Raw genomic sequence first — 20,024 nt, 5'->3', positions numbered from 1 at the left:
GCTTTTGGCGCGGCGGGCGCCTCGCCCTTGCGGCGTCCCAGGCGCATCTTGAATCGGGAGGCCTTCGGGGCCGCGGGAGTTGGAGGGGTCGGAGGGGAGGCTTTGGCGGCGGCCTCCTTCTCGAGGCGCTTGCGCTCCTTCCAGGCGTAGTACCAGTCGTCGAACGGCGCAAACGCTCCCATTCTGGTCCTAGTGGATCGTTTCCCGTACTTGACCCCCGGGTCGGGGCTCCGGGACGACCGGGCCCCTGTTCCCCTTGGGAAAGCGCCCGCGCGGGGCGCGCACCTTTATCCTGTCGTCCCACCTATTCCGGCCCCGCATGGCCGGTGCAAGCCCGCCCGAGGCGCCGCCGAAAAAGCCCCTCACGTACGCGGCCGCCGGCGTGGACATCGAAAAGGCCGACCGGGCCAAGAAAGCCATCCTGAAAACCCTCTCCTTCAAGCGGACGGGGCTTGGCGCGCCCCTCGATCTGCCCTGGGGCTTTGCCGGCGCCGTGGACTTTGGCGAACACGCGCTTGTCCTGTGCACGGACGGCGTGGGCACGAAGGTCGAAGTCGCCGCCGCTACGAATCGGTGGGAGACGATCGGCATCGACGCCGTGGCCATGAACGTGAACGACGCGCTCTGCGCGGGCGCCGAGCCTCTGGCGCTTGTCGACTACATCGTGCTCCAGAAACCCGACGAGGATCTCGTCACCCGCATCGCCGTGGGCCTGAACGAAGGCGCAAGGCAATCAAACGCGACGATCGTGGGCGGCGAGACGGCCATCCTGCCGGAGCTTGCAAACGGCGTCGACGTGTCGGCGACGTGCCTGGGCTACGCGAAGAAGAGCGAGATCCTCCAAGCCGAGCGCGTCCGCGCCGGCGACGTCCTCATCGGATTCGCCTCCTCCGGGCTCCATTCCAACGGCTACACGCTTGCCCGCCGCATCCTTCGGGACGCCGGCGTCCGTTACGACGACCCCGGGCCGGGCGGGAGGACGTGGGGAGAGATCCTGCTCGAGCCCACGCTCATCTACGTGAAGGCCCTGCTGGCGCTTCGCGCGAAGGTCGCCGTGCGCGGCGCGGCAAACGTCACCGGCGGCGGCCTGACGAACCTTTCGCGCATGAACCGGCGGCTCGAGTACGTGCTCGACGAGCCGTTCCCCACCCCCGAGGTCTTCCGCGCGCTGGCCGAGTACGGGAAGGTCGAGCCGAAGGAGATGTGGCGCACGTTCAACATGGGCCTGGGTTTCGTCGTGGCCGTCGCCGACGCCGACGTGCCTGCGGCGCTCTCCGCGCTTGCGCCGCACGCGAACGCCAAAGTGGTGGGCCGGGTCGTGCCGGGCTCGGGCGTCTGGCTGCCGGGCCTCGACCTTCGGTTCTGATGGGCCATGGAGCACGCGCACGCCCGCGGCGACCGCACCGCCGATCCGGCCGTGCACGCGCACAAGCTGCGCATCGCGCTGGCGCTTGCCCTGCTCGTGCTTGCGTTGGAGGTGGCGGCGTACGTGCGCACCGGAAGCCTTGCGATCCTCTCCGACGCCGGGCACCTTCTCATCGACATCTCGGCCCTCACGATCGCCTACGGCTCCGCGCGTCTGGCGCAGCGGCCCCCCACGGAGCGCCGCAGCTACGGGCACCATCGCATCGAGATCCTGGCGGGCCTTGCAAACGGCATCCTGCTCCTTGGCGTGGGCGGTTTCGTCTTCTCGCAGGCGATCCCGCGCCTGGCAAGTCCGCCGGCCGTGCACGGCGAGACGGTCTCGCTCGTGGGCATGGCCGCGATCGTAAGCGGTCTCGCGGGCGCCTACATCCTGCGCGAGTCCAGGCACGCGAGCCTCAACGTGAAGGCCGCCTACTTCCACGTCCTCTCCGACGTGGCAAGCAGCGCGGCCGTCGTGGCCGCCGGCCTTGGCATCGCGCTCACCGGACTGTACGTGCTCGACCCCTTGGCCGGCATCGCCATCGGGGCCCTCATCGTCTACGGCGGCATCCGGCTCCTGCGCGAAGCGGGGCCCATCCTGCTGCAGGCCGCGCCCCCGGGCCTCGACCCCGAGCGGATCCGCCGCGCCGTCGTCGCGCTCGAAGGCGTCGCCTCCGTGCACGACCTCCACCTTTGGAGCCTCACGCCGGGGCGGCACGTGGCCACCATGCACGTCGTCGTCGATTCGGCGTCGACCGGGCGGCGGGACGAGGTGACGATGCGCGTCATCAAGCTCCTGCACGACGACTTTGGCATCGAGCACGCCACGATCCAGGCCGAGCGCGAGAACCCCGAGCACCCCGGCGTCGTGCACGCCTGACGCGCCAACGCAAAAGGTTCAAGGAATGCCGCGGCCTCGCGCCTGTTGCCCATGGGCGAGCTCTCGCACCGCCTGGTCCTCCGCGTGAAGCGCATCGCGCCGCCTGCCCTCTGGCGGCAGGTCCAGCGCGGCTACTACGGCGCCCGGCGCGCGTGGTTCGACCGCTTCGGCCGCCCCGTCCTTCCGCGCGAGACGAGCAAGGCCCGCGAGCGTCGCCTGCGCGAGGGGTTCTTCGACAAGTACTGCCGCGGCCAGGGCATCGACATCGGCTGCGCGGGCGACGTGCTCGCGCCCAACTGCCGGGGATGGGACCTCGAGGACGGCGACGCGCACCACCTCGCCGGCGCGCCCGACGCCTCCTACGACTTCGCCTACTCCTCCCACACGCTTGAGCACATGGAGGACCCGGCGCTTGCGCTTCGCAACTGGTGGCGCGTCGTCAAGCCCGGCGGATTCCTCCTCCTCTACGTCCCCGACCGCGACCTGTACGAGAAGAAGCGCACGCTTCCTTCGCGCTGGAACGACGACCACAAGCACTACTTCCTCCTCGACCGCGACGACCCGCCCGACACGATCGGGCTTCTGCCGCTCGTCGAGCGGACGCTCGCGGGCTTCGAGGTGCTCGAGGCGCGGCGATGCGACGAAGGCCACACGATCCGCGACCCGGACCGCCCAAGCGACGGCGAGTACTCCATCGAGATCGTGCTGCGAAAGCGGGCGTGAGGGCCCCGCGCGCCCGGCCGCTGGCCCCAAACGTTCATGAGCCCGCCTCCATCTCGGGGAACCGCGGGACCATGAAGCTCTTCCTCGACACGGCCAACATCGACGAGATCCGCCGCGCGGCCGACTGGGCCGTCCTCGACGGCGTCACCACGAACCCGAGCCTCGTTGCGAAGGAGACGGGCAAGGACTTCCGCTCCATTCTCAAGGAGATCTGCGAAATCGTCGACGGTCCCATCAGCGCGGAAGTCACCTCCACGAAGGCCGACGAGATGGTCCGCCAGGGCGAGGACCTGGCGAAGCTGCACGAGAACATCGTGGTGAAGTGCCAGCTCACGGCCGACGGGCTCAAGGCGACGCGGGCGCTCGCGAAAAAGGGCATCCCCGTCAACGTGACCCTGTGCTTCTCCGCCAACCAGGCGCTCCTTGCGGCCAAGGCGGGCGCCGCGTACATCTCGCCGTTCGTGGGCCGGCTCGACGACGTCTCGCACGACGGGATGGACCTCCTTCGCCAGATCGTGGCGATCTACAACAACTACGACTTCGAGACGGAGGTTCTGGCCGCCTCCGTCCGGCACCCGGTGCACGTGGTGGAGTGCGCGCTCGCCGGCGCGGACATCGCCACCCTTCCCTACAAGGTCCTCGAGCAGATGGTGAAGCACCCCCTCACGGACCGGGGCCTCGAGCAGTTCCTCAAGGACTGGGAGAAGGTCCCGAAGTCGTGATCGCCCGCCCGCTTGGCGCGCCGCCGAGGCTTCTTCGCGAAACTTTAAGAACAGGAGCATCGTCGCACGCGCGTGAGCGGAGGAGCGGCGGGGACCGAGACGGGAGTCCAGGTGCTTCTCCAAACGCCGTCGGTGACCCTCGTCGAGGATGCCGAAGGCATCGTCCGGCTCGTGCGGCGGGGCGACATCTCCATCGAGGACGCCCGAGAGCTCGAGCGCGTCATGGCGCCGCTCGTCGAGCGAAGCCCCCTCCGGTTGCTGGCCGATCCGCGCGAGGGCGGCCAGGCGCCCCCGGAGGTCCGTCGCGTGTACTACGACATCGCCCGGCGGACGCGGGACGCTCGCGTGGCGATCGTGGGCGCTCGCCCGTACCATCACGTCGTCGCGAACCTCGTGCTGCGGGCCACGACGAACCTTCGCATCGAGTACTTCGACGACGAGGCCGAGGCGCGCCGGTGGCTCCTTGCCCCGCGAAAGACGGCCTGATCCGGGCGACCGAAAGGCTTTGGCCCCCCCCGCGGATCGCCCGGGCATGGCCCGCGTGCGCGTCCGGTTCTTCGCTTCGCCGCGCGAGATCGTGGGCGAACGCGAGATCCCGTGGGAGATCCGCGACGGCGCGACCGCGCGGGAGCTCCTCGACGCCCTCGTGGCGCGCTTTCCCAAGCTCGCCCCGTTGCGGGGGCACCTCCTCGTGAGCGTGAACCGCGAGTTCGCGCGCGCGGAAGACCCCGTGCGCGACGGCGACGAGGTGGCGATCATGCCGCCGGTGTCCGGCGGAGCCGGCACCGGCGACGGGGAACGCGAGCGTTCCACGGAGCCCGTGAGCGGCGGAGCCGCGAACGGCCCCGGGGAATCCGAACGCGACGCGGATTCCACGAGGGCGGTGAGCGGCGGAGCCCCCGATCCGACCCTTCCGGCCGCCGGCGCTCGCATCCAGCCCCACGCGGCAAGCCTGGACGAGCTTCTGCGGGAAGTCTCCGATCCCTCCGCCGGCGCCGTCGCCTCGTTCGTCGGGACCGTGCGGTCGGAGAGCGGGGGGTCGCCCGTCGTGGCCCTCGAGTACGAGTTCTACGAGGGAATGGCCGAGGCCAAGCTCCAGGCGCTTGCCGAGCGGGCCGTGGAGCGCTTTGGCCTGTGCAAGGCGCGCGTGGTCCACCGCGCGGGGCGCTTTGCGGTGGGCGAGCCCGTCCTGTGGGTGGCCGCAAGCGCCTCCCACCGCGACGCGGCGTTTTCCGCCTGCCGATGGATGGTCGAGGAGCTCAAGGCGAGCGTTCCCATCTGGAAGAAGGAGCACGTGGGCAAGGACGGCGTGGTCGAGCGGGCCCGATGGGTGGGAGCCCCATGACGGCGCGCATGGTCGACGTGGGCGACAAGGATCTCGTTGCGCGGCGGGCCGTCGCCGAGGGCGTGCTCCGGCTCTCCGCCCGCACCGTGCAGGCCATCCGCCGGGGCACGATCGAAAAGGGCGACGTCGTCGCGACGGCGACCGTGGCCGGCCTCCAGGCGGTGAAGCGCACGCCCGAGACGCTGCCCCTGTGCCACCCGATCCCCCTCACGTCGGCGCACGTCACGCTTCGGCTGGAGAAGGACCGCGTGGTCGCGCGGTGCGAGGTCGCCGCCGAGTACCGGACGGGCGTCGAGATGGAGGCCCTGACGGGCGCCGCCGCCGCGCTCCTTTGCGTGTGGGACATGGTAAAGCCGCTCGAGAAGGACGCGCGCGGGCAGTACCCCCGCACGCGCATCGAGAGCCTGCGCGTGCTCGAGAAGCGCAAGGGCCAATCGCCCCGGAGGCGTCGCGCGTGAGCGTCCGCGAGCACAAGCGCGCCGCGCCCGCGCGCCTGCGCGTCGCCGTGCTTACGGCAAGCGACTCGCGAAGCGCGGCCACCGACGACTCGGGCCACCTCCTCGTCGAGCTCCTGGCCCGCGCTGGCCACGCGATCGCGGGCTACCGCGTGGTGAAGGACGACGTGCGCGCGATCCGCGCCGCGGCGCGGGACCTCCTCCGCGACGCCGACGCGCTTCTGGTGAACGGCGGCACCGGCGCCTCGCCCCGCGACGTGACGCCCGAGGCGCTCGCGCCGCTTCTCCGCTGCGAGCTTCCGGGCTTTGGCGAGGCCTTCCGCCGCGCAAGCGCCGCGCAGGTGGGCACGGCGGCGATCGCAAGCCGCGCGCTTGCCGGCGTGACGCGGGAGGGCAAGATCGTGGCGGCCCTGCCGGGCTCGCCGCAGGGCTGCCGGCTGGCGATGCGCGCGATCCTTCTACCCGAGCTTTCGCACCTCGTGCACGTGGCCCGCGGGCGCCCGCCTAGCGGAACGACCGCACGTCCACGTCGAAGGCCACCGTCACGCCGCAAAGCTCGTGCCGCGGAGCGAGCACGACGACCTCGGTCTCGGTGACGGCCGTCACGCGGCCCGTCTGCGCGCAGCCATAGCCGGGCGTCGGAAACTCGAACCCGACCGGAGGCGCCGTGTCGAGCCGCACCGTGGTCTCCGTGAGGGCATCCACGACCGTCTGGCCGGCAAGCGGCGGGTACAACGTGAGGAAGGTCCCCGGCGGCGCCTCGAAGGAGATGGTCGCGCGGCCGTCCACGGAGCGCACCTCCCACGCGGCGCCAAGGCCCGAGAACCGGTCGCCAAGCGCGAGCCGGTCGCCCGGCGAGAGATCGAGGACGAGGTGCACGCTTGCGGCCGTGACCGACGCGACGCGGTAGGTCGCTTGGCCCGCCCCAAGGTGGCTCTCCCGCACGATCGCGTCTCCCACGCGCGGAAGCTCCGCAAACGCGCCCGCCGGAAGCGCGAGATTCGGGTCGACCGTCCGAACGCGCGCGAACTCCTCGAAGCGCGAGAGGGTGATCGGCACCGGCCCGGCGTCGAAGGCAAGCTCGGGCGGCACGATGAAGGTGCGCGACTCGCCCGCGCGCATGTCGAGGATGCCCAGCCGAAGGCCCGCCGGCCGCGCGTCGGGGTCCATGCGCAGCAGAAGGTCGCCGCGCGGGAACTGCTCGTAGGCCTCGTGCCGGAGGAACGCGGGCACGTCGGTGCCAAGCGACACGACGGCGTCCTGCACGCGGGCCGAGGACGTCCAGAAGACGCGGCCGTCGAGCGTCCGGCCCGTGAGGAAGGCGGTCGCGCTCTCGCCCGGAAGCGGCCCGGCGCTCCCGCGGCCGACGGCAAGCGGCAGGACGACGGAGCCGCGCTGCGTCTCGCCGCGCGCCTCGGCCACAAGCGTGGCCGCCCCGTTTGCGCCGTCGGGAACGGACACCGTGAGGAAGGCGCCGCGGGATTCCCCGGGCGCAAGCGTGAGCGCGGAGGGGACAAAACGGCCCTCGAAGCCAGGCGGCGCGCGCAGCGAGAGCGCGAGGGTCTGCTCCGCCCCGCCGCCGTTTGTGACAAGAAGCGCGAAGGTGGCCTGCGTGCCCGGCGCGACGAGGCCCAGCGAGGAGATCTCGCGCACCTCGACCGCCTGCGCGGCCGCCGAGGGGACGGGGTCCCACTGGGCGACGGCCCAGGACGCGCCCAGAATCACGGCGGCGATCGCAAAGAAGCCGACCACGCGCGCGGGCACGTCCGACATGGGCGCGGCACCGCGGGCGCCGTTCTTCACCCTTTCGAAGCGGGGATCGTTTTATGACCCTAAAACCGGCGGCGGCCGCATGCGCTTTTAAAGGCCGTCGCCGTTGGCTGGCCGCATGCCCGCCGTGGCGATCGTCGGGGCGCAATGGGGCGACGAGGGGAAGGGCAAGATCACGGACTACGAGGCGCAGCGCGCCGACGTCGTCGCCCGCTACCAAGGCGGCAACAACGCGGGCCACACGATCGTCGTGGCCGGGCAGGAGTTCAAGCTGCACCTCCTGCCCGCGGGCGTCCTGCACCCCTCGAAGAAGGCCGTCGTCGGAAACGGCGTCGTCGTCGATCCCCCCGGGCTCCTGAAGGAGATCGACGAGCTTGCCGCGCGCGGGCGCCCCGTCGGCAACCTTGCGATCTCGGCCTCCGCCCACGTCATCTTTCCGTGGCACAAGATCCTCGACGCGCTCGCCGAGCAGGGCCAAAGCGCCGTCGGCTCCACCAAGCGCGGAATCGGCCCCGTGTACACGGACAAGGTCGCGCGCTCGGGCATCCGCATGGCCGAGCTTTGCGACCCGCGCCTTCTTTCGGCGCGCCTGGCGGGGATCGTCCCCGAGAAGCAGCGCGTGCTCGACGCGATGGGCTCGAAGGAGCGCCTCGACGCGGCGGCGATCGAGCGCGAGTACGGCGCCTACGGCGCGCGGCTTCGGCCGTTTGTGGCCGACACGACGGCCCTTCTGCACGAGGCGCTCGCGCAGGGCCAACGCGTGCTCCTCGAAGGCGCGCAGGGGACGCTCCTCGACCTCGACCACGGCACGTACCCGTTTGTCACGAGCAGCAGCACGACGGTGGGCGGCGCGTGCACGGGAACCGGAATCCCGCCGACGGCCATCTCGGAGGTCCTCGGCGTCATGAAGGCGTACACGACGCGCGTGGGCCTCGGCCCGTTCCCGACGGAGCTTTCGGACGCCACGGGCGACCGCATCGCGCAGGTGGGCCGCGAGGTTGGCACGACCACCGGCCGCAAGCGGCGCTGCGGGTGGCTCGACCTTCCGCTCCTCCGCCACGCCGCGCGCGTGAACGGGTTCACGTCGCTTGCGGTCATGAAGCTCGACGTGCTCGCCGACCTCGGTCCGCTCCGCGTTTGCATGGCCTACCGCGTCGACGGCATGGAAGTCCGGTTCCCGCCGGCCGGCCGGGACCTTTCGGAGGCGGAGCCCGTCTGGAAGGAGTTCGACGGGTTTGGGGCGATCTCGCTTGCCCCGGGCGCGCGCGGTCTCACGGCGCTCCCGCGCGGCGCGCGCGAGTACCTCGAGTTCGTCCAGCGGGAGATCGGCGCGCCGATCCGCACCGTAAGCGTGGGCCCGGGCCGCGAGCAGACGCTCGAGGTCGCCTGAGGCGGCGCCCATGGCAAGCGAAGAGCCCGCCGGCAAGCCCGCCACGCGCAAGGATTTCCTCGAACGCCTGCGGCAGCCGCAAGCCTCCCACTTCTCGAAGATGCTCGGCATCGAGGTGACGTCCCGCGAACCGGGGCGGTGCGAGGCGTCGCTTGCGGTGAAGGAGGAGCACACGAACCTCGGCGGCGTCGCCCACGGGGGCTTGGCCGCAAGCCTCCTCGACACGGTCATGGGCGCCGCCGTCGTGAGCACGCTTGGCGAGGACGAATGGTGCGCGACGCTCCAGCTCTCCGTGAGCTACCTTGCGGGCGTGACGCCGGGGCCCGTTCGGGCCGAGGGCGTCGTCACGCGTCGCGCCAAGCGCGCCGCGTTTGCCGAAGGGCGCGCCTTCGACGCCGAGGGGAAGCTCCTGGCGACGGCGCAGGGAACCTGGCACGTCTGGCCAAGTGGCGAGTGAGCCTCACGTCGCCATCGTCATGCGGAACAGGTTGCGAAGCCCCGGCGCAAGGCCCACGACGAGGATGGCCATCTTGACGAGGCCCACGAGGTTGCGATCCTGCTTGAGGTCGTCCTTGTAGGCCACGTCGAGGAAGTACACGATCGCGAGCACGACGAGAAGCTTGATGATGGGGAACCCGAACCCGCCGCCCATCTGCAGGAAGAAGTCGCTCACGACGTGCTTCTCGCCGTAGCCGAGCGCGTCGAATCCGAGCCCGAAGGGGTCGTGGATGGCAACGAGCGTCGCCCACCCGTCGATTTGGTGGCCCAGCACGAGCGCGAGGTTGACGGGCACGCCGTAGGCGGCAAGCGCGGGGATCTTCGCCGACGCGACGCGGCTCACGAGGAGCACCGCGCCGGTGACGGCGGCGGCGATCCCGAGGACCCACGGCACGGCGTGGGTGAACAGGCACGCGCCGGGATCGGTGCCAAGCGTGGGGCAGGCCCACTTGATGGACGGCGCGCCCGTGAAGACGGAGGGCCAAGGGTTCCCCGAGAGCCACACGCCGATCATGGCAAGCGCGGGGACGAGGAAGGCAAGGCCCGCGAAGAGGAGCGAGGCGTTCACGCCGTCGCGCCCTTCCCGCGCCGCGTAGCCGAAGCCGGCCGTGCCGACGAGGGCGCCAAGGGCGAAGTACGCAGGATGCGCGGCGCGCGTGATGTTCTGCGGGTCGGCCGCGTAGGCGAGCGTGGCCACCGCGACGAAGGCGAACAGCACGGCGGCGAAGGCGGCCGTGCGGGTGAGCCAGGGAAGGTCCCGCCGGCGCGCGAGGGTCACGCCAAGGAGGATGAAGAGGACGACGTAGACGGCGATCTGGAGATACAGGAACGGGCTGATCGTGAAGTAGGAGTACGGGCGGCCGAAGGCGTCCGTGTCCTCGAGCGTGCGCACGGCGGGGCCAAAGAGGATGAACGGCAGGAGCGCGCCGATGAACCGCGCGTCGACTTCCACGGAGAAGCGCTTGACGAGATGGACGTAGATGCCCAAGAGCGCCAGCGCCGTGATCGCGCCGTAGATGAGCTCGCTTGCGAGCGAATAGTCCTCGCGGACGCAGACAAACTCGGCGGGCGACCGCCCGGCCGGGACGGCGAAGGCGACCTGGCGCTGCACGGTGTCCCAGCAGGCGCGACCCTGCCCCGACGCGTCGGCGACGGCGCTTCCCCACAATTCCTTCCAGAGGAACTGGTCCCAGAAGATCTGCGGCGCGACGAAGTTTCCGACGAGGACGACGAGCATGGGGCCGAGGATGGCCGCGGTCCAGAGCGCGCTCTTGTTTCGGGCATAGAACTCCGCCAGCCGCTCGCGCGCGGCGCCGGGCGTCTCGGGCGGCTGCGGCGCGGGCGCTGGCGCGTCGTCGGACGCCGCGGTCGCCTCCGCCGATTCCGGGTCGGCCACGCCGGGGCCATCCCCTCCGGCGTCAAAAGCATTCTCTTTTACCGATCCGGCCCCTTGCCCGAATCGCGTGGGCACGGGCGTCGCGTACACGGTCGTGGTTTGCTTCGAAAACTCGCGGCGGGAGCGCTTCCTCGTCGCGCTGCACCGGTCGCGCGGTTGGGAGCTGCCGGGCGGACGGTTGGAGCCGGGCGAGGACGCGCTCGCCTGCGCGCTTCGCGAGTTCCGCGAGGAGATCGGGCGCGAGCTTGTCGATGCGCGGCTCCTCGTGCGGCAGGAAAAGGCCAATGGGACCGCCTGGGTGTTCGAGGGACTTCTGGGTCCCCCCGTGCCCGACTGGCGGCCGCACGCGGAGGAATCCATCGGAGAATGGCGGTTCGTGCGTCGGCTCTCCGAGGTCGCTCCGCTTGCCTTCCCCGAGGACCCGTACGAGGAGATGGAGCGGGCGCTGGGGCGGCCGATGCGTTAGGTTCCGCCGGCGCACCCGCCCGTTTTATATTCGGGCGCGGTATAGTCCGGCGTCGGCAATGGGCGAGTTCCGGAAGTCCAAGCTCATGGTCTTTCCGCGCCACGTGCTCGTGGGCCACGGCGTCCTGTCGGAAGCGGGCACGCTGTGTTCCAACGTGGAGCTGCACGGAACGGCGCTTCTCGTCGCCGGCCCGCGCACGCGAAAGATCGCCGGCGACGCCGTCGAGCAGTCGCTCTCCGCCTCGGGCGTCAAGGTCGTCCACGAAGCGGCCGCGTCGGCTTCCCTGAGCGAGGTCGAAGCCGTGGAGAAGCGCGCCCGCAAGGAAGCGGCCACGTTTGTGGTTGGCGTGGGCGGCGGAAGCGTCATCGACGTGGCCAAGCTCGGCGCGCACCGCGCGCGTCTGCCCTTCGTCTCCGTTCCCACCTCGGCAAGCCACGACGGCATCACGAGCCCTCGCGCTTCCATCAAGGACGCGGGAACGCCGTCCTCGATCGAAGCCTCGATGCCCGCCGCCATCCTCGCCGACACGGGCGTGATCGCGCAGGCCCCCTACCGCATGCTCGCCTCCGGCTGCGCCGACGCCATCAGCAACGAGACGGCGGTCCTCGACTGGAAGCTCGCCCACCGCCTGCGCGGCGAGGAGTATTCGAGCTTCGCCGCCGCGCTCGCGGAGACGGCCGCGGAGATCATCCTCGAGAACGCGGAGGTCATCAAGCCTGGCCTCGAGGAGGCGGCCTGGGTCGTCGTGAAGGGCCTCATCGTCTCGGGCGTCTCGATGAGCGTCGCGGGCTCCTCGCGCCCGGCCTCGGGCGCCGAGCACATGATCAGCCACACGCTCGACCGCCTCGCGCCGGGGCAGGCCTTGCACGGCGAGCAGTGCGGCGTGGCGAGCATCGTCACGATGTACCTGCACGGCGGCGATTGGGAGCGCATCCGCGACTCGCTCTCCTCCATCGGCGCGCCGACGACGAGCAAGGCGCTTGGCATCCCGAAGGAGACGATGGTGGAGGCCCTCGTGCGCGCGCACGAGATCCGCCGCGACCGCTACACGATCCTCGGCGACAACGGTCTCACGCGCGAGGCGGCCTCGCGTCTCCTGCACGTCACGGGCGTGTCGCCGTGACGCTCACGCTCGTGGGCGAGGCTTTCGCAAAGCCGGGCGTCGAGTTCACCTACGTCGGAACCCAGCCCGAGTGCGCGGGCTGCCGCCTGAAGACGGTCTGCCACGATCTCGCGGCCAACCGGCCGTACCGCGTGGCCAAGGTCCGCGACGTCCACCACGAGTGCCCCGCGGGCTTCTTCGAGGGCGGCATGCGGCTCGTCGAGGTGGAGCCCGTCACGCCACGGGGCGTGATCCCCGAGTCCGCGCTCAAGGGCGTGGGCATCACGCAGCGGTTCGAGGAATGCGGCGCAATTTGCCTCTACAAGCGCTTCTGCCGCCCCGCCGCCGTCCCGGAGGGGACGATGTGCACGATCGAGAGCGTGGGCGAGAAGGTGGAGTGCAAGGTCGGGCGCGAGCTGCGGTTTGCGAGGCTCAAGCCCGCATGACGCAAGCCAAGCCCGCGACCGTCGCCGACTACCTCGCAAGCACCCCGCAGCCGCACCGCCGAACGCTGCAGGCGATGCGGCGCGCGATCCTTGCGGCGCTGCCGGGCGCAGAAGAGCGCATCAGCTACGGAATCCCCGGCTTCCGCGAGCCCGGCGGCAACTTCGTGGTGTGGATCGCCGCGTTCCCCAAGCACTGCAGCCTGTTTCCGGCCAACGCGGACCTCGTGGCCGCCGTGCCTGAGGCCAAACGCTATCTTGCGGGCCGCGCGACGCTGCACTGCCCGCCCGACAAGCCGTTCCCCGCGTCGCTCGTGCGCAAGGTCGTGAAGGCCCGCGTGGCGCAGAACAAGGCGTGGCGCGCGTCGCGGGCTGCCCGGCGCGCGGGTGCCGCGAAACACAAGCCCGAGCGCAAGGCGAGGCGACAGGTCGCAAAGCGGTGACTACGTCCCGCCCGCTTCGCGCCGCACGTTGCCCATCCACTCGACCCACGTCTTCTCGCATCCGGGGCTCTCGCGCATGTGCTCGTACCAGGCGAGGAACCAGTCGGCAAGCGGCTTTCCGCAGAACAGGCAATCGTAGTTCTGCTCGTGGCGCAAGGTTCGCATGGGATCACTTGAGCTTCACGCGCGAAGGCTCGTCGAAGAACAGCACCGCGCGCGTGCCGCGACGCCACGCGAACGAGTGCACCACGTTTGCGGGAATGTGGTGCTCTTGCCCTGCGCGCTTGGTTTGCGTCTTGCCGTCGATTGTCATCTCGATCTCGCCTTCGAGGACGCAGCCCCACTCCTCCGAGTGCGTGTGGGGGGGAACCGTGACGTCGCGGAGGGCCTCGATGAAGACGACTTGCGAGCGGGGCGCCTGCTGGACCCACGCCCGAAGCCCGTCCAGGAGGACGCCCTCGGGCAGGCGGGTGACGTTCGGGGGGAAGGGCATCAAACGGCGTACCGTGCTCCTTCGCAAAAGGGATTCGATGGCCGCCTGCCGGCGTAAGGCTCGCCGGCACACGAACGCTTATAAGGGGGAAGCCCATTCTGCCGCCTTGCGCCCTGCCCCGGGGCTTATAAAACACTCGTTTCGGAGTGACCCTGATGACGCTCGTCTACGACGTGCCCGCCACGCCCCTCATCCAGAACCTCGCCGGCCGCCTCTCGCAGGAGCCGGCCATCAAACGCCCCGAGTGGGCCCAGTTTGCAAAGACGGGCGTCCACCGCGAGAAGGCTCCCCGCGACGCCAACTGGTGGAACGTGCGCCTGGCCGCGGTCCTTCGCAAGGTGTACGCCGAGGGCCCCATCGGCGCCGAGCGCCTTCGCGCCGCCTACGGCGGCCCCCGCGACCGCGGCGCCGCGCCCAACCGCGCGAAGTCGGGTTCCGGAAGCGTGGCCCGCGAGGCGCTCCAGCAGCTCGAGGCCGCGGGCCTCGTCGAGCCCGTGAAGGGCCAGGGACGGCGCGTGACCGCCAAGGGTCGCAAGCTTTGCGACGCCGCGGCCCACGAGGTCGCAGGCAAGCTCGTGGAGACGATCCCCGGGCTTGCGAAGTACTGACGGAGGACCGGGCATGGCCGCGGGGGACGACGAGCTTGAGGCGCTCCGGCGGCGGAAGCTTGCCGAGCTCCAGCAGCATGCGGCGGCGCGTCAGGAGCAGGACGCCGCGCGCGCGCAGCAGGACGCGGCGCGCAAGGCCGTGCTGCGGCAGCTCCTCACGCCCGAGGCCCGCGAACGGCTCACGCGGGTGTCCATGGCCTACCCCGAGGTCGCCCAGACCGTGGAGGACCAGCTCCTTGCGCTCTACCAGACCGGGCGCGTGCGCGGCCAGATCGACGACGCGACGTTCAAGCGGATCCTGGCGCAGCTTGCGCCCAGCAAGAAGGACATCAAGATCGAGAGGCGGTAACATGGGCAAGAAGACCCTGGCAAAGAAGCTCCGGCTCGGAAGCACGCTCAAGCAGAACCGGCGCGTCCCCGCGTGGATCGTCATGCGGACGGCGCGCCGCTTCACGAACCACCCCAAGCGCCACCACTGGCGCCGCAGCTGGCTGAAGGAGAGCTGAACCCATGCCCACCGACGACGAGCGTCTCTACACCATCCCGCTTCGCATGGCCCACCGCGTCCCCCGCACCAAGCGCGCCGAGCGCGCCGTGCAGGAAGTCCGCGCCTACGTCTCGCGCCACATGAAGGCCGAGCTCGACAAGGTGTGGCTCGACGGGCCCGTGAACGAGGCCCTGTGGGCCCGCAGCATCCAGAAGCCGCCCCCGCGCATCCGCGTGAAGGCCGTCAAGTTCGAGGACGGCGTGATCGAGGTCTCGCTGCCCGAGACGGAGAAGGCCGGCTCGCGACGCGAGGAGATGGCGCAGGAGCGCGAGAAGGCCAAGGAAGAGGCCCTCCCGAAGGGCGAGCCCGAGGAGGCTCCCGCGAAGGCCGAGGAGCCGGCGGAGCCCGAGAAGGCCAAGGACGAGAAGCCCGCGCCCCCCGCCGCGCAAGAGCCCGAGAAGACGAAGGGCTAGGGCCAGGGCCCCATGCTCTTCACGCTCGAGCTCGCGGGCAGCCCGCACGTCGGCGTCTTTGCCAAGGCGTCCGACGCGCTCGTGCTCGTTCCGACCCCCACGGAGCCGTCCGCCGTGCGGCGCATCGCGGAATCGCTCGCCACCGCGCCCGTGCCCATCCTCGTCGGGGGCGCCACGATCGTCGGCGCCTGCGTCGCGCTCAACCGTCGAGGCGCCGTCGTGGCCGACTTCGCCGAGCAGGAGGAGATCGCCAAGCTCCGACGCGCCGGCCTCGAGGTGGCGCTTCTGGGCGGGACGTGGAACGCCGCCGGCAACAACGTGCTTGCCAACGACCGCGGCGCGCTTGTCAACGCGGACCTCGACGACGCGTCGGTGCGCGAGATCGAGCGGGCCCTTGGCGTGCCCGTCGCGCGCGGCACGATCGCCGGCCACAAGACGGTCGGCAGCGCCGCCGCCGCCACGAACAAGGGCGTGCTCTGCCACCCCAAGATCTCCGAGGAGGAGATCGTCGTGGTCGAGGAGACGCTCAAGGTGCCGGTGGAGATCGGCACGATCAACCACGGCATGCCGTTCATCGGCGCCGGCGTCGTGGCGAACTCGCACGGGGCGGCGATCGGCAAGCTCACGACGGGGCCCGAGATGAACCGCCTCGAGGACGCCCTCGGCTACCTTTGAGTCAGGCTTTCTTGAGCCACCGGCGAAGCAGCGTCGCCGGTCCGCCCTCGCGCGCCTCGTCGACGGCCACGCGGACCTCCTCCGCGCCGCGCTCGAGGGCCTTCCGGAAGACGGGAACGTTCTCGTGGACGACGCCCTCCACGCGGACGAGGGCCGTATCGGCCTTCTCGCGGAGCACGACCACGTCGTGCTGGACGCGCCGGAGGATCTCCTCCTCCTTCTCCTGCAGCTTGGCGACGTACACGGGCAGGTCGTCGAGGACCCGCGTGGCGCCCACGCGCACGAGCGCTCCTCTGGCTCGATCCTGGAGCACGACGCGAAGCTCGCGCGTGGCGTCGTCGGCCGCGTGCGTGACGTCCGCAAGCGTGCGCTCGCTCTCGTCCATCATGCGGGAGGCAATCGCGCTTGCCGACTCGATCGCGCCGGCGGCCGCGTCCACCGACCGGGACAGGAGGAGGGTCGCCTCCCGCTGCCACTCGGCGAGCACGGCCTCGGAGATGCCCGTTGCGGCCGAGACGCGGGCCACGTCCACGTCGCGAAGCTCTTCCAGGCCGCGGACGCCCTGATCGCGAAGCGCCGCCGCGAACTTGGGTCCCAGTCCCTTGATGCGCTCGAGGTCCATCGGGCGCACATCCGGCGCCGCACGCAAAGCAATTTCGGTGGGACGGCCGCCTATTCGGGCTCCGCGCCGCCGGCCGGGGCCCCAAGCTTGGACAGGTCCACGGCCTTCAGGGCCTCGCCCAGCTTGGCGAGCGCCTCGGGGTCGCGCGGGAGCGTCACGCCGCCCTTCTTGTACTTGGGCTGGCCCTCCTTGTCGTAGTACCCGCGCGCCAGCCGAAGGTAGCGCGTCTCGCGCTTGCCGTCGCGCACGACATTGATGGAGAGTTCGAGGAACTCGCCGCCGTCCTTGAAGTCGATCTTGTTGGACTCGAGCGTCTCGAACTCGGGCATCAAGGGAAAAGGCTTCGGCCGGGGCTTTGTGCGTTTCGGTTTGCACCGGTCACGCGGCGGGCTGCTGTTGGCTTGCGCAATGCAGCGTGCCCATGCCGTGGACCATGTCCTCGCACCGCAGGGGGACGACGGCGCGGTCCGGGAAGCAGGCTTCGAGCGTGCGGACGGCGCGCTCGTCGTTGGCGTGCCCGAACACGGGCAGCAGCACGACGCCGTTTGCGACAAGGAAGTTCGCGTAGCTTGCCGGCAGCGGCTCGCCCTCGTCGTCGAGCACGTCTCCGGGCATGGGAAGCGGAACGAGCTTGAACGGGCGCCCGCGCGGATCGCGCATGGACGAAAGTCGCTTCCCGTTCTCGGCGAGGATCGCGTGGTTGGGATGGTGCGGGTCCTCTTCCATGCAAGCGAGCACGGTGTCGGGCGCGACGAAGCGGGCGACGTCGTCCACGTGCCCGTCCGTGTCGTCCCCCACGACGCCCTCGCCCAGCCAAAGGACCGTCTCCGCGCCAAGGAAGTCGCGCAGCACGCCTTCGATGCGCTCGCGCGAGAGGTGCGGGTTGCGGTTCTCGTGGAGAAGGCACTGCTCGGTCGTGAGCACGGCGCCCTCGCCGTTCACGTCGAAGCTTCCGCCCTCCATGACGACCTGCGGCTCGAAGCGGGGGACCCCAAGCTTGGGCGCAAGGAGCCGAGGAACCACGCCGTCGGGCCGAAGCGTCGGGTACTTGTCGCCCCACGCGTTGAACAGCCAGTCGACCATGGCCACGCCGCGCGGACCCCTCACGAACGTGGGGCCGTAGTCGCGGATCCACACGTCGGCCACCGGGACGTCGTGCAGCCGGAGGTTCCCCACGCCCTCGCGAGACGCCCACGCCTCCACGCGCTGCCGCTCGTCGGCGTTGCTCACGAGAAGGTCCACGCGGCCGTTTCGCGTGAGCGCGCGGATGGCCTGGTGGTAGATCGTCTCCACCTGCGGGATGCGGCCGGGGAAGGTGAGCGGATCGTGCGGCCACGCGAGCCAAACGGTCTCCTGCGGCGCCCACTCGGCAGGCATGGCGTAGCCAAGCTCGCGGGGCGTGGGACCCGGAGGGCTTGCCTTGCGCGCTTCGCTAGGCCGCATCGAGGAACCTCTTCGTCAGGCCGTCGTAGGCGTCGATGCGCCGGTCGCGCAGGAAGGGCCAACCGTGACGCGCGCTCTCGATCTGCGAAAGATCGCAATCGGCAAGCAGGATCTCCTCCTTGTCCTGCGAGGCGCGCGCGAGCACCTCGCCAAAGGGGCCCGCCACGAAGGAGGCGCCCCAGAAGACGACCTCGTCCTCGCGCCCCACGCGGTTGGCCGCGCCCACGAAGACGCCGTTTGCGATCGCGTGCGAGCGCTGGATCGTCTCCCACGCGTCGCGCTGCACGTGCGCCACGCCCGCGTCGTTGGGGTGGTAACCGATCGCGGTCGGATAGAAGAGGAACTGCGCGCCCGCAAGCGCCGCCAGCCGCGCGCCCTCGGGGTACCACTGATCCCAGCAGATGAGCGCCGCCACGCGGCCGTACCGCGTGTCGAAGGCGCAAAAGCCCGTGTCGCCGGGCGCGAAGTAGAACTTCTCGAAGAAGCACGGGTCGTCGGGGATGTGCATCTTGCGGTAGACGCCAACGAGGCGCCCGTCGGCGTCGATCACGGCGAGGCTGTTGTGGTAAAGCCCGGCCGCGCGCTTCTCGAAGATCGGGACGACGAGCACGACGCCCGTCTCGCGCGCCAGGGCGGAGAAAGCCTCCGTGCTGGGCCCCGGGATCGTCTCGGCGAGTCGGAAGTTCGCCTGGCTCTCCTCGCGCGGGAAGTACTCCGTCCGGTACAGCTCCTGCAGACAGACGATCTTCGCGCCGCGGGCGGCCGCCTCGCGCGCAAGCGCAAGCGTGCGGCGAAGGTTGTCCTCGGGGTCCGCGCTTGCGTGCGTCTGGAGCAGGGCCACGCGCACGGTCGGGCTCATCGCGACTCGAACGAACGCGCCGGCATAAGCGTTCCGCAGCAAACGTCCGCGCGGCGGGCGCCCCGCACGTCCGACGCATACGGATGTATACGTACGTATACATCGCGCGTCCGGTGGAAAGCTTCACGGTCGCCCGCACGATTGCCGCCGCATGCGCCACGCCCTCGTCGCCTTGCTCTTCGTCGGATCCTTCGTCGCCGGTTGCCTGGGCGGCTCCGACGCGGGGATCACCGCCAAGGACGCCGTGGCCCGAAGCGAGTCGCGAGCGCGCGAATGGCAGGGCGACGCGCAGCCGGTCGCGCTTGCCGGCGCCGAGATGCGCGGCGATCTCTTCGAGATGCCCGGCTTCTCCGTGCGCATGGAGGAGGACCCAAACGTGGGCGACGGGCGCGCGACGGCCTGGCAGGTCCTCTGGTACAGCGCCGGCGCCAACGCGACGTTCGTGACGATGGCGTTCCGCAACGGCACCGTCCTTGCGGCCGGATCCGACTACGGGCCGGGTCCCCAGATGCCCAAGGTCCCCCTCGCCCGCTGGGAGGTCGACAGCACGCGCGCCGTCGAGATCGCGCGCGCGGACGCCGAGTTCCAGACGATCGTGGAGGCCGCCGACGCGCGGATGTTCCTGGTGCTTGCCATGCCCGACGCCGCGTCGGACCCCGTGTGGTCCGTGCACGCGGAGAGCCGCGAGCGCGGGCGGTTTGCGATCGCGACGCTGGGCGCGCGCGCAGGCGACGTGCTCAATCGCGTGACGGGCGACCGCAACTTCACGATCCCGCCCATCGATCCCCCGCCGCCGCAGGCGCGCGTGCTGCAGTTCCAGGGAACGGTGGACGCGGTGCGGCCGCGGGACAGCCATTCCTTCGAGGTGGGCCCCGGCGACCGCACGCTTGAGGTCTCGTTCCAGTACGGCGGATCGCTTCCGACCGACTCCGCGCAGTTCTCGATCCTGCTTGGCGGCTCCGAGATCGCTCCGACGACCTCGCAAGCCTCGGGCCGCGTGACCTACGCGCGCTACGACCTGCGGGCGCCGGGAGCGTACGAGCTTTCGGTGCGGTTGTCCTCGTCCGCGCCGTTGGGCTCGGGCGTCTCGGCGACGTACCAGGCGATGCTGACGATCTCCTAGAGTTTCGGTTCTTTGCGCCGCAAACCGTCTTTGCGGGCCAAAAAGGCGGGGCTCGCTATGATCCAGGTGCGCCTACGTTGACGCATGAGCGAGCAAGTCCCGGTGCGGTGCTGCAAGTGCGCGGGAACGATCGGCTTGTGTCCCCGGCTCCGGCTTGAGGGCTTGGTCGTATCAAGCCTTTGCTTCCGTTGCGCGCGCCCCGCG

At 70.7% G+C, this 20,024-nt stretch carries 28 protein-coding genes and 1 pseudogene; 20 read left to right on the top strand and 9 right to left on the bottom strand.

Translation table 11 applies throughout. The annotated features are described in order from the left end of the window. The coding region (locus tag VM681_09560; protein ID HVL88230.1) for a hypothetical protein at positions 1-182 on the bottom strand (182 nt) is incomplete at its 3' end. 137 nt (positions 183-319) lie between these two features. Between VM681_09560 and purM the strand changes: the two genes are divergently transcribed. The 8 genes from purM to VM681_09520 all read left to right on the top strand — a co-directional run bounded on the left by purM (position 320) and on the right by VM681_09520 (position 6,125). Then, positions 320-1,366: a phosphoribosylformylglycinamidine cyclo-ligase gene (purM, locus tag VM681_09555; GenBank protein ID HVL88229.1), complete on the top strand. Its 1,047-nt coding sequence runs from the start codon at positions 320-322 to the stop codon at positions 1,364-1,366. A 6-nt stretch (positions 1,367-1,372) separates the two neighbouring features. After that, complete coding sequence (locus VM681_09550) at positions 1,373-2,284, top strand: cation diffusion facilitator family transporter (GenBank protein HVL88228.1); 912 nt, start codon at positions 1,373-1,375, stop codon at positions 2,282-2,284. Positions 2,285-2,335: 51 nt separating this feature from the next. Beyond that, entirely contained in the window at positions 2,336-3,007 is a 672-nt protein-coding gene (locus tag VM681_09545; GenBank protein ID HVL88227.1) for a class I SAM-dependent methyltransferase, read from the top strand. 71 nt (positions 3,008-3,078) lie between these two features. Continuing rightward, positions 3,079-3,729 (top strand): fructose-6-phosphate aldolase, encoded by a 651-nt coding sequence (gene fsa, locus VM681_09540; protein ID HVL88226.1) that lies wholly within the window; start codon positions 3,079-3,081, stop codon positions 3,727-3,729. 72 nt (positions 3,730-3,801) lie between these two features. Further along, on the top strand, positions 3,802-4,215 hold the full coding sequence (locus tag VM681_09535) for an STAS/SEC14 domain-containing protein (GenBank protein ID HVL88225.1): 414 nt from the start codon (positions 3,802-3,804) through the stop codon (positions 4,213-4,215). A gap of 46 nt (positions 4,216-4,261) precedes the next feature. Next, on the top strand, positions 4,262-5,074 hold the full coding sequence (locus VM681_09530; GenBank protein HVL88224.1) for a MoaD family protein: 813 nt from the start codon (positions 4,262-4,264) through the stop codon (positions 5,072-5,074). Next, positions 5,071-5,532: a cyclic pyranopterin monophosphate synthase MoaC gene (gene moaC, locus VM681_09525; protein HVL88223.1), complete on the top strand. Its 462-nt coding sequence runs from the start codon at positions 5,071-5,073 to the stop codon at positions 5,530-5,532. The genes VM681_09530 and moaC overlap by 4 nt, the downstream gene beginning before the upstream one ends. Then, positions 5,529-6,125, top strand: coding sequence for a molybdenum cofactor biosynthesis protein B (locus tag VM681_09520; GenBank protein HVL88222.1), 597 nt, complete (start codon positions 5,529-5,531; stop codon positions 6,123-6,125). The genes moaC and VM681_09520 overlap by 4 nt, the downstream gene beginning before the upstream one ends. On the opposite strand, the gene VM681_09515 is transcribed toward VM681_09520, so the two are convergent. Next, positions 6,034-7,302, bottom strand: coding sequence for an FKBP-type peptidyl-prolyl cis-trans isomerase (locus VM681_09515; GenBank protein HVL88221.1), 1,269 nt, complete (start codon positions 7,300-7,302; stop codon positions 6,034-6,036). The genes VM681_09520 and VM681_09515 overlap by 92 nt on opposite strands. A 115-nt stretch (positions 7,303-7,417) precedes the next feature. On the opposite strand from VM681_09515, the gene VM681_09510 reads away from it, so the two are divergent. Beyond that, on the top strand, positions 7,418-8,689 hold the full coding sequence (locus tag VM681_09510; protein ID HVL88220.1) for an adenylosuccinate synthase: 1,272 nt from the start codon (positions 7,418-7,420) through the stop codon (positions 8,687-8,689). Positions 8,690-8,699: 10 nt separating this feature from the next. Beyond that, positions 8,700-9,146 carry a PaaI family thioesterase gene (locus VM681_09505; GenBank protein ID HVL88219.1) on the top strand — a complete coding sequence of 149 codons (447 nt, stop codon included), beginning with the start codon at positions 8,700-8,702 and terminating at the stop codon, positions 9,144-9,146. A gap of 3 nt (positions 9,147-9,149) precedes the next feature. Here the strand turns inward: VM681_09505 and VM681_09500 are convergent, their stop codons facing one another. Then, entirely contained in the window at positions 9,150-10,583 is a 1,434-nt protein-coding gene (locus VM681_09500; GenBank protein HVL88218.1) for a DUF63 family protein, read from the bottom strand. A 67-nt stretch (positions 10,584-10,650) separates the two neighbouring features. Between VM681_09500 and VM681_09495 the strand changes: the two genes are divergently transcribed. The 4 genes from VM681_09495 to VM681_09480 are packed head-to-tail and all read left to right on the top strand — an operon-like array spanning position 10,651 to position 13,037. Next, the gene (locus tag VM681_09495) at positions 10,651-11,049 is read left to right on the top strand and encodes an NUDIX domain-containing protein (GenBank protein ID HVL88217.1); all 399 of its coding nucleotides are present in this window, start codon (positions 10,651-10,653) and stop codon (positions 11,047-11,049) included. A gap of 58 nt (positions 11,050-11,107) precedes the next feature. Then, positions 11,108-12,172 carry an NAD(P)-dependent glycerol-1-phosphate dehydrogenase gene (locus tag VM681_09490; protein ID HVL88216.1) on the top strand — a complete coding sequence of 355 codons (1,065 nt, stop codon included), beginning with the start codon at positions 11,108-11,110 and terminating at the stop codon, positions 12,170-12,172. After that, complete coding sequence (locus tag VM681_09485) at positions 12,169-12,597, top strand: UPF0179 family protein (protein ID HVL88215.1); 429 nt, start codon at positions 12,169-12,171, stop codon at positions 12,595-12,597. The genes VM681_09490 and VM681_09485 overlap by 4 nt, the downstream gene beginning before the upstream one ends. Continuing rightward, positions 12,594-13,037, top strand: a complete 444-nt coding sequence (locus VM681_09480; protein ID HVL88214.1) for a DUF1801 domain-containing protein — start codon at positions 12,594-12,596, stop codon at positions 13,035-13,037. Before VM681_09485 ends, VM681_09480 begins: the two co-directional genes overlap by 4 nt. Here the strand turns inward: VM681_09480 and VM681_09475 are convergent, their stop codons facing one another. Then, the gene (locus VM681_09475) at positions 13,038-13,202 is read right to left on the bottom strand and encodes a hypothetical protein (GenBank protein HVL88213.1); all 165 of its coding nucleotides are present in this window, start codon (positions 13,200-13,202) and stop codon (positions 13,038-13,040) included. 4 nt (positions 13,203-13,206) lie between these two features. Next, positions 13,207-13,530 (bottom strand): cupin domain-containing protein, encoded by a 324-nt coding sequence (locus VM681_09470; GenBank protein HVL88212.1) that lies wholly within the window; start codon positions 13,528-13,530, stop codon positions 13,207-13,209. A gap of 155 nt (positions 13,531-13,685) precedes the next feature. Here VM681_09470 and VM681_09465 point away from each other — a divergent pair, with 155 nt between their 5' ends. The 5 genes and pseudogenes from VM681_09465 (at position 13,686) to VM681_09445 (ending at position 15,773) form a co-directional block, all read left to right on the top strand. Further along, positions 13,686-14,138, top strand: a complete 453-nt coding sequence (locus VM681_09465) for a 30S ribosomal protein S19e (GenBank protein ID HVL88211.1) — start codon at positions 13,686-13,688, stop codon at positions 14,136-14,138. A gap of 13 nt (positions 14,139-14,151) precedes the next feature. Then, positions 14,152-14,487, top strand: coding sequence for a DNA-binding protein (locus VM681_09460; protein HVL88210.1), 336 nt, complete (start codon positions 14,152-14,154; stop codon positions 14,485-14,487). Between the two features lies 1 nt (position 14,488). After that, positions 14,489-14,644: a 50S ribosomal protein L39e gene (locus tag VM681_09455; GenBank protein ID HVL88209.1), complete on the top strand. Its 156-nt coding sequence runs from the start codon at positions 14,489-14,491 to the stop codon at positions 14,642-14,644. 4 nt (positions 14,645-14,648) lie between these two features. Then, positions 14,649-14,909, top strand: a pseudogene (locus VM681_09450) (50S ribosomal protein L31e). Positions 14,910-15,110: 201 nt separating this feature from the next. After that, positions 15,111-15,773, top strand: coding sequence for a translation initiation factor IF-6 (locus tag VM681_09445; protein HVL88208.1), 663 nt, complete (start codon positions 15,111-15,113; stop codon positions 15,771-15,773). A 1-nt stretch (position 15,774) separates the two neighbouring features. Here VM681_09445 and VM681_09440 read toward each other — a convergent pair whose 3' ends face one another. Genes VM681_09440 through VM681_09425 form a run of 4 tightly spaced genes read right to left on the bottom strand, consistent with a single transcriptional unit; the run spans position 15,775 to position 18,697 of the window. Continuing rightward, complete coding sequence (locus VM681_09440; GenBank protein ID HVL88207.1) at positions 15,775-16,395, bottom strand: helix-hairpin-helix domain-containing protein; 621 nt, start codon at positions 16,393-16,395, stop codon at positions 15,775-15,777. Between the two features lie 50 nt (positions 16,396-16,445). After that, positions 16,446-16,724: a hypothetical protein gene (locus VM681_09435; GenBank protein HVL88206.1), complete on the bottom strand. Its 279-nt coding sequence runs from the start codon at positions 16,722-16,724 to the stop codon at positions 16,446-16,448. 49 nt (positions 16,725-16,773) lie between these two features. Continuing rightward, positions 16,774-17,838 carry an agmatine deiminase family protein gene (locus tag VM681_09430; GenBank protein HVL88205.1) on the bottom strand — a complete coding sequence of 355 codons (1,065 nt, stop codon included), beginning with the start codon at positions 17,836-17,838 and terminating at the stop codon, positions 16,774-16,776. After that, complete coding sequence (locus VM681_09425) at positions 17,828-18,697, bottom strand: carbon-nitrogen hydrolase (protein HVL88204.1); 870 nt, start codon at positions 18,695-18,697, stop codon at positions 17,828-17,830. Before VM681_09425 ends, VM681_09430 begins: the two co-directional genes overlap by 11 nt. Positions 18,698-18,848: 151 nt before the next feature. Here VM681_09425 and VM681_09420 point away from each other — a divergent pair, with 151 nt between their 5' ends. Next, positions 18,849-19,820 (top strand): hypothetical protein, encoded by a 972-nt coding sequence (locus VM681_09420; GenBank protein HVL88203.1) that lies wholly within the window; start codon positions 18,849-18,851, stop codon positions 19,818-19,820. The last annotated feature ends 204 nt before the right edge of the window (positions 19,821-20,024 follow it).

It is taken from the genome of Candidatus Thermoplasmatota archaeon, assembly GCA_035541015.1.
Taxonomy (GTDB): Archaea; Thermoplasmatota; SW-10-69-26; order JACQPN01; family JAIVGT01; genus DATLFM01.
This window is presented reverse-complemented; position numbering and strand designations above follow the sequence as displayed.

Bases quoted from the DNA above. Each gene is read 5' to 3' on its own strand.
- purM (HVL88229.1), top strand. From the start codon at position 320: ATGGCCGGTGCAAGCCCGCCCGAGGCGCCGCCGAAAAAGCCCCTCACG.
- VM681_09550 (HVL88228.1), top strand. From the start codon at position 1,373: ATGGAGCACGCGCACGCCCGCGGCGACCGCACCGCCGATCCGGCCGTG.
- VM681_09545 (HVL88227.1), top strand. From the start codon at position 2,336: ATGGGCGAGCTCTCGCACCGCCTGGTCCTCCGCGTGAAGCGCATCGCG.
- fsa (HVL88226.1), top strand. From the start codon at position 3,079: ATGAAGCTCTTCCTCGACACGGCCAACATCGACGAGATCCGCCGCGCG.
- VM681_09530 (HVL88224.1), top strand. From the start codon at position 4,262: ATGGCCCGCGTGCGCGTCCGGTTCTTCGCTTCGCCGCGCGAGATCGTG.
- moaC (HVL88223.1), top strand. From the start codon at position 5,071: ATGACGGCGCGCATGGTCGACGTGGGCGACAAGGATCTCGTTGCGCGG.
- VM681_09515 (HVL88221.1), bottom strand. From the start codon at position 7,302: ATGTCGGACGTGCCCGCGCGCGTGGTCGGCTTCTTTGCGATCGCCGCC.
- VM681_09510 (HVL88220.1), top strand. From the start codon at position 7,418: ATGCCCGCCGTGGCGATCGTCGGGGCGCAATGGGGCGACGAGGGGAAG.
- VM681_09505 (HVL88219.1), top strand. From the start codon at position 8,700: ATGGCAAGCGAAGAGCCCGCCGGCAAGCCCGCCACGCGCAAGGATTTC.
- VM681_09490 (HVL88216.1), top strand. From the start codon at position 11,108: ATGGGCGAGTTCCGGAAGTCCAAGCTCATGGTCTTTCCGCGCCACGTG.
- VM681_09480 (HVL88214.1), top strand. From the start codon at position 12,594: ATGACGCAAGCCAAGCCCGCGACCGTCGCCGACTACCTCGCAAGCACC.
- VM681_09475 (HVL88213.1), bottom strand. From the start codon at position 13,202: ATGCGAACCTTGCGCCACGAGCAGAACTACGATTGCCTGTTCTGCGGA.
- VM681_09470 (HVL88212.1), bottom strand. From the start codon at position 13,530: ATGCCCTTCCCCCCGAACGTCACCCGCCTGCCCGAGGGCGTCCTCCTG.
- VM681_09465 (HVL88211.1), top strand. From the start codon at position 13,686: ATGACGCTCGTCTACGACGTGCCCGCCACGCCCCTCATCCAGAACCTC.
- VM681_09460 (HVL88210.1), top strand. From the start codon at position 14,152: ATGGCCGCGGGGGACGACGAGCTTGAGGCGCTCCGGCGGCGGAAGCTT.
- VM681_09455 (HVL88209.1), top strand. From the start codon at position 14,489: ATGGGCAAGAAGACCCTGGCAAAGAAGCTCCGGCTCGGAAGCACGCTC.
- VM681_09445 (HVL88208.1), top strand. From the start codon at position 15,111: ATGCTCTTCACGCTCGAGCTCGCGGGCAGCCCGCACGTCGGCGTCTTT.
- VM681_09440 (HVL88207.1), bottom strand. From the start codon at position 16,395: ATGGACCTCGAGCGCATCAAGGGACTGGGACCCAAGTTCGCGGCGGCG.
- VM681_09435 (HVL88206.1), bottom strand. From the start codon at position 16,724: ATGCCCGAGTTCGAGACGCTCGAGTCCAACAAGATCGACTTCAAGGAC.
- VM681_09430 (HVL88205.1), bottom strand. From the start codon at position 17,838: ATGCGGCCTAGCGAAGCGCGCAAGGCAAGCCCTCCGGGTCCCACGCCC.
- VM681_09425 (HVL88204.1), bottom strand. From the start codon at position 18,697: ATGAGCCCGACCGTGCGCGTGGCCCTGCTCCAGACGCACGCAAGCGCG.
- VM681_09420 (HVL88203.1), top strand. From the start codon at position 18,849: ATGCGCCACGCCCTCGTCGCCTTGCTCTTCGTCGGATCCTTCGTCGCC.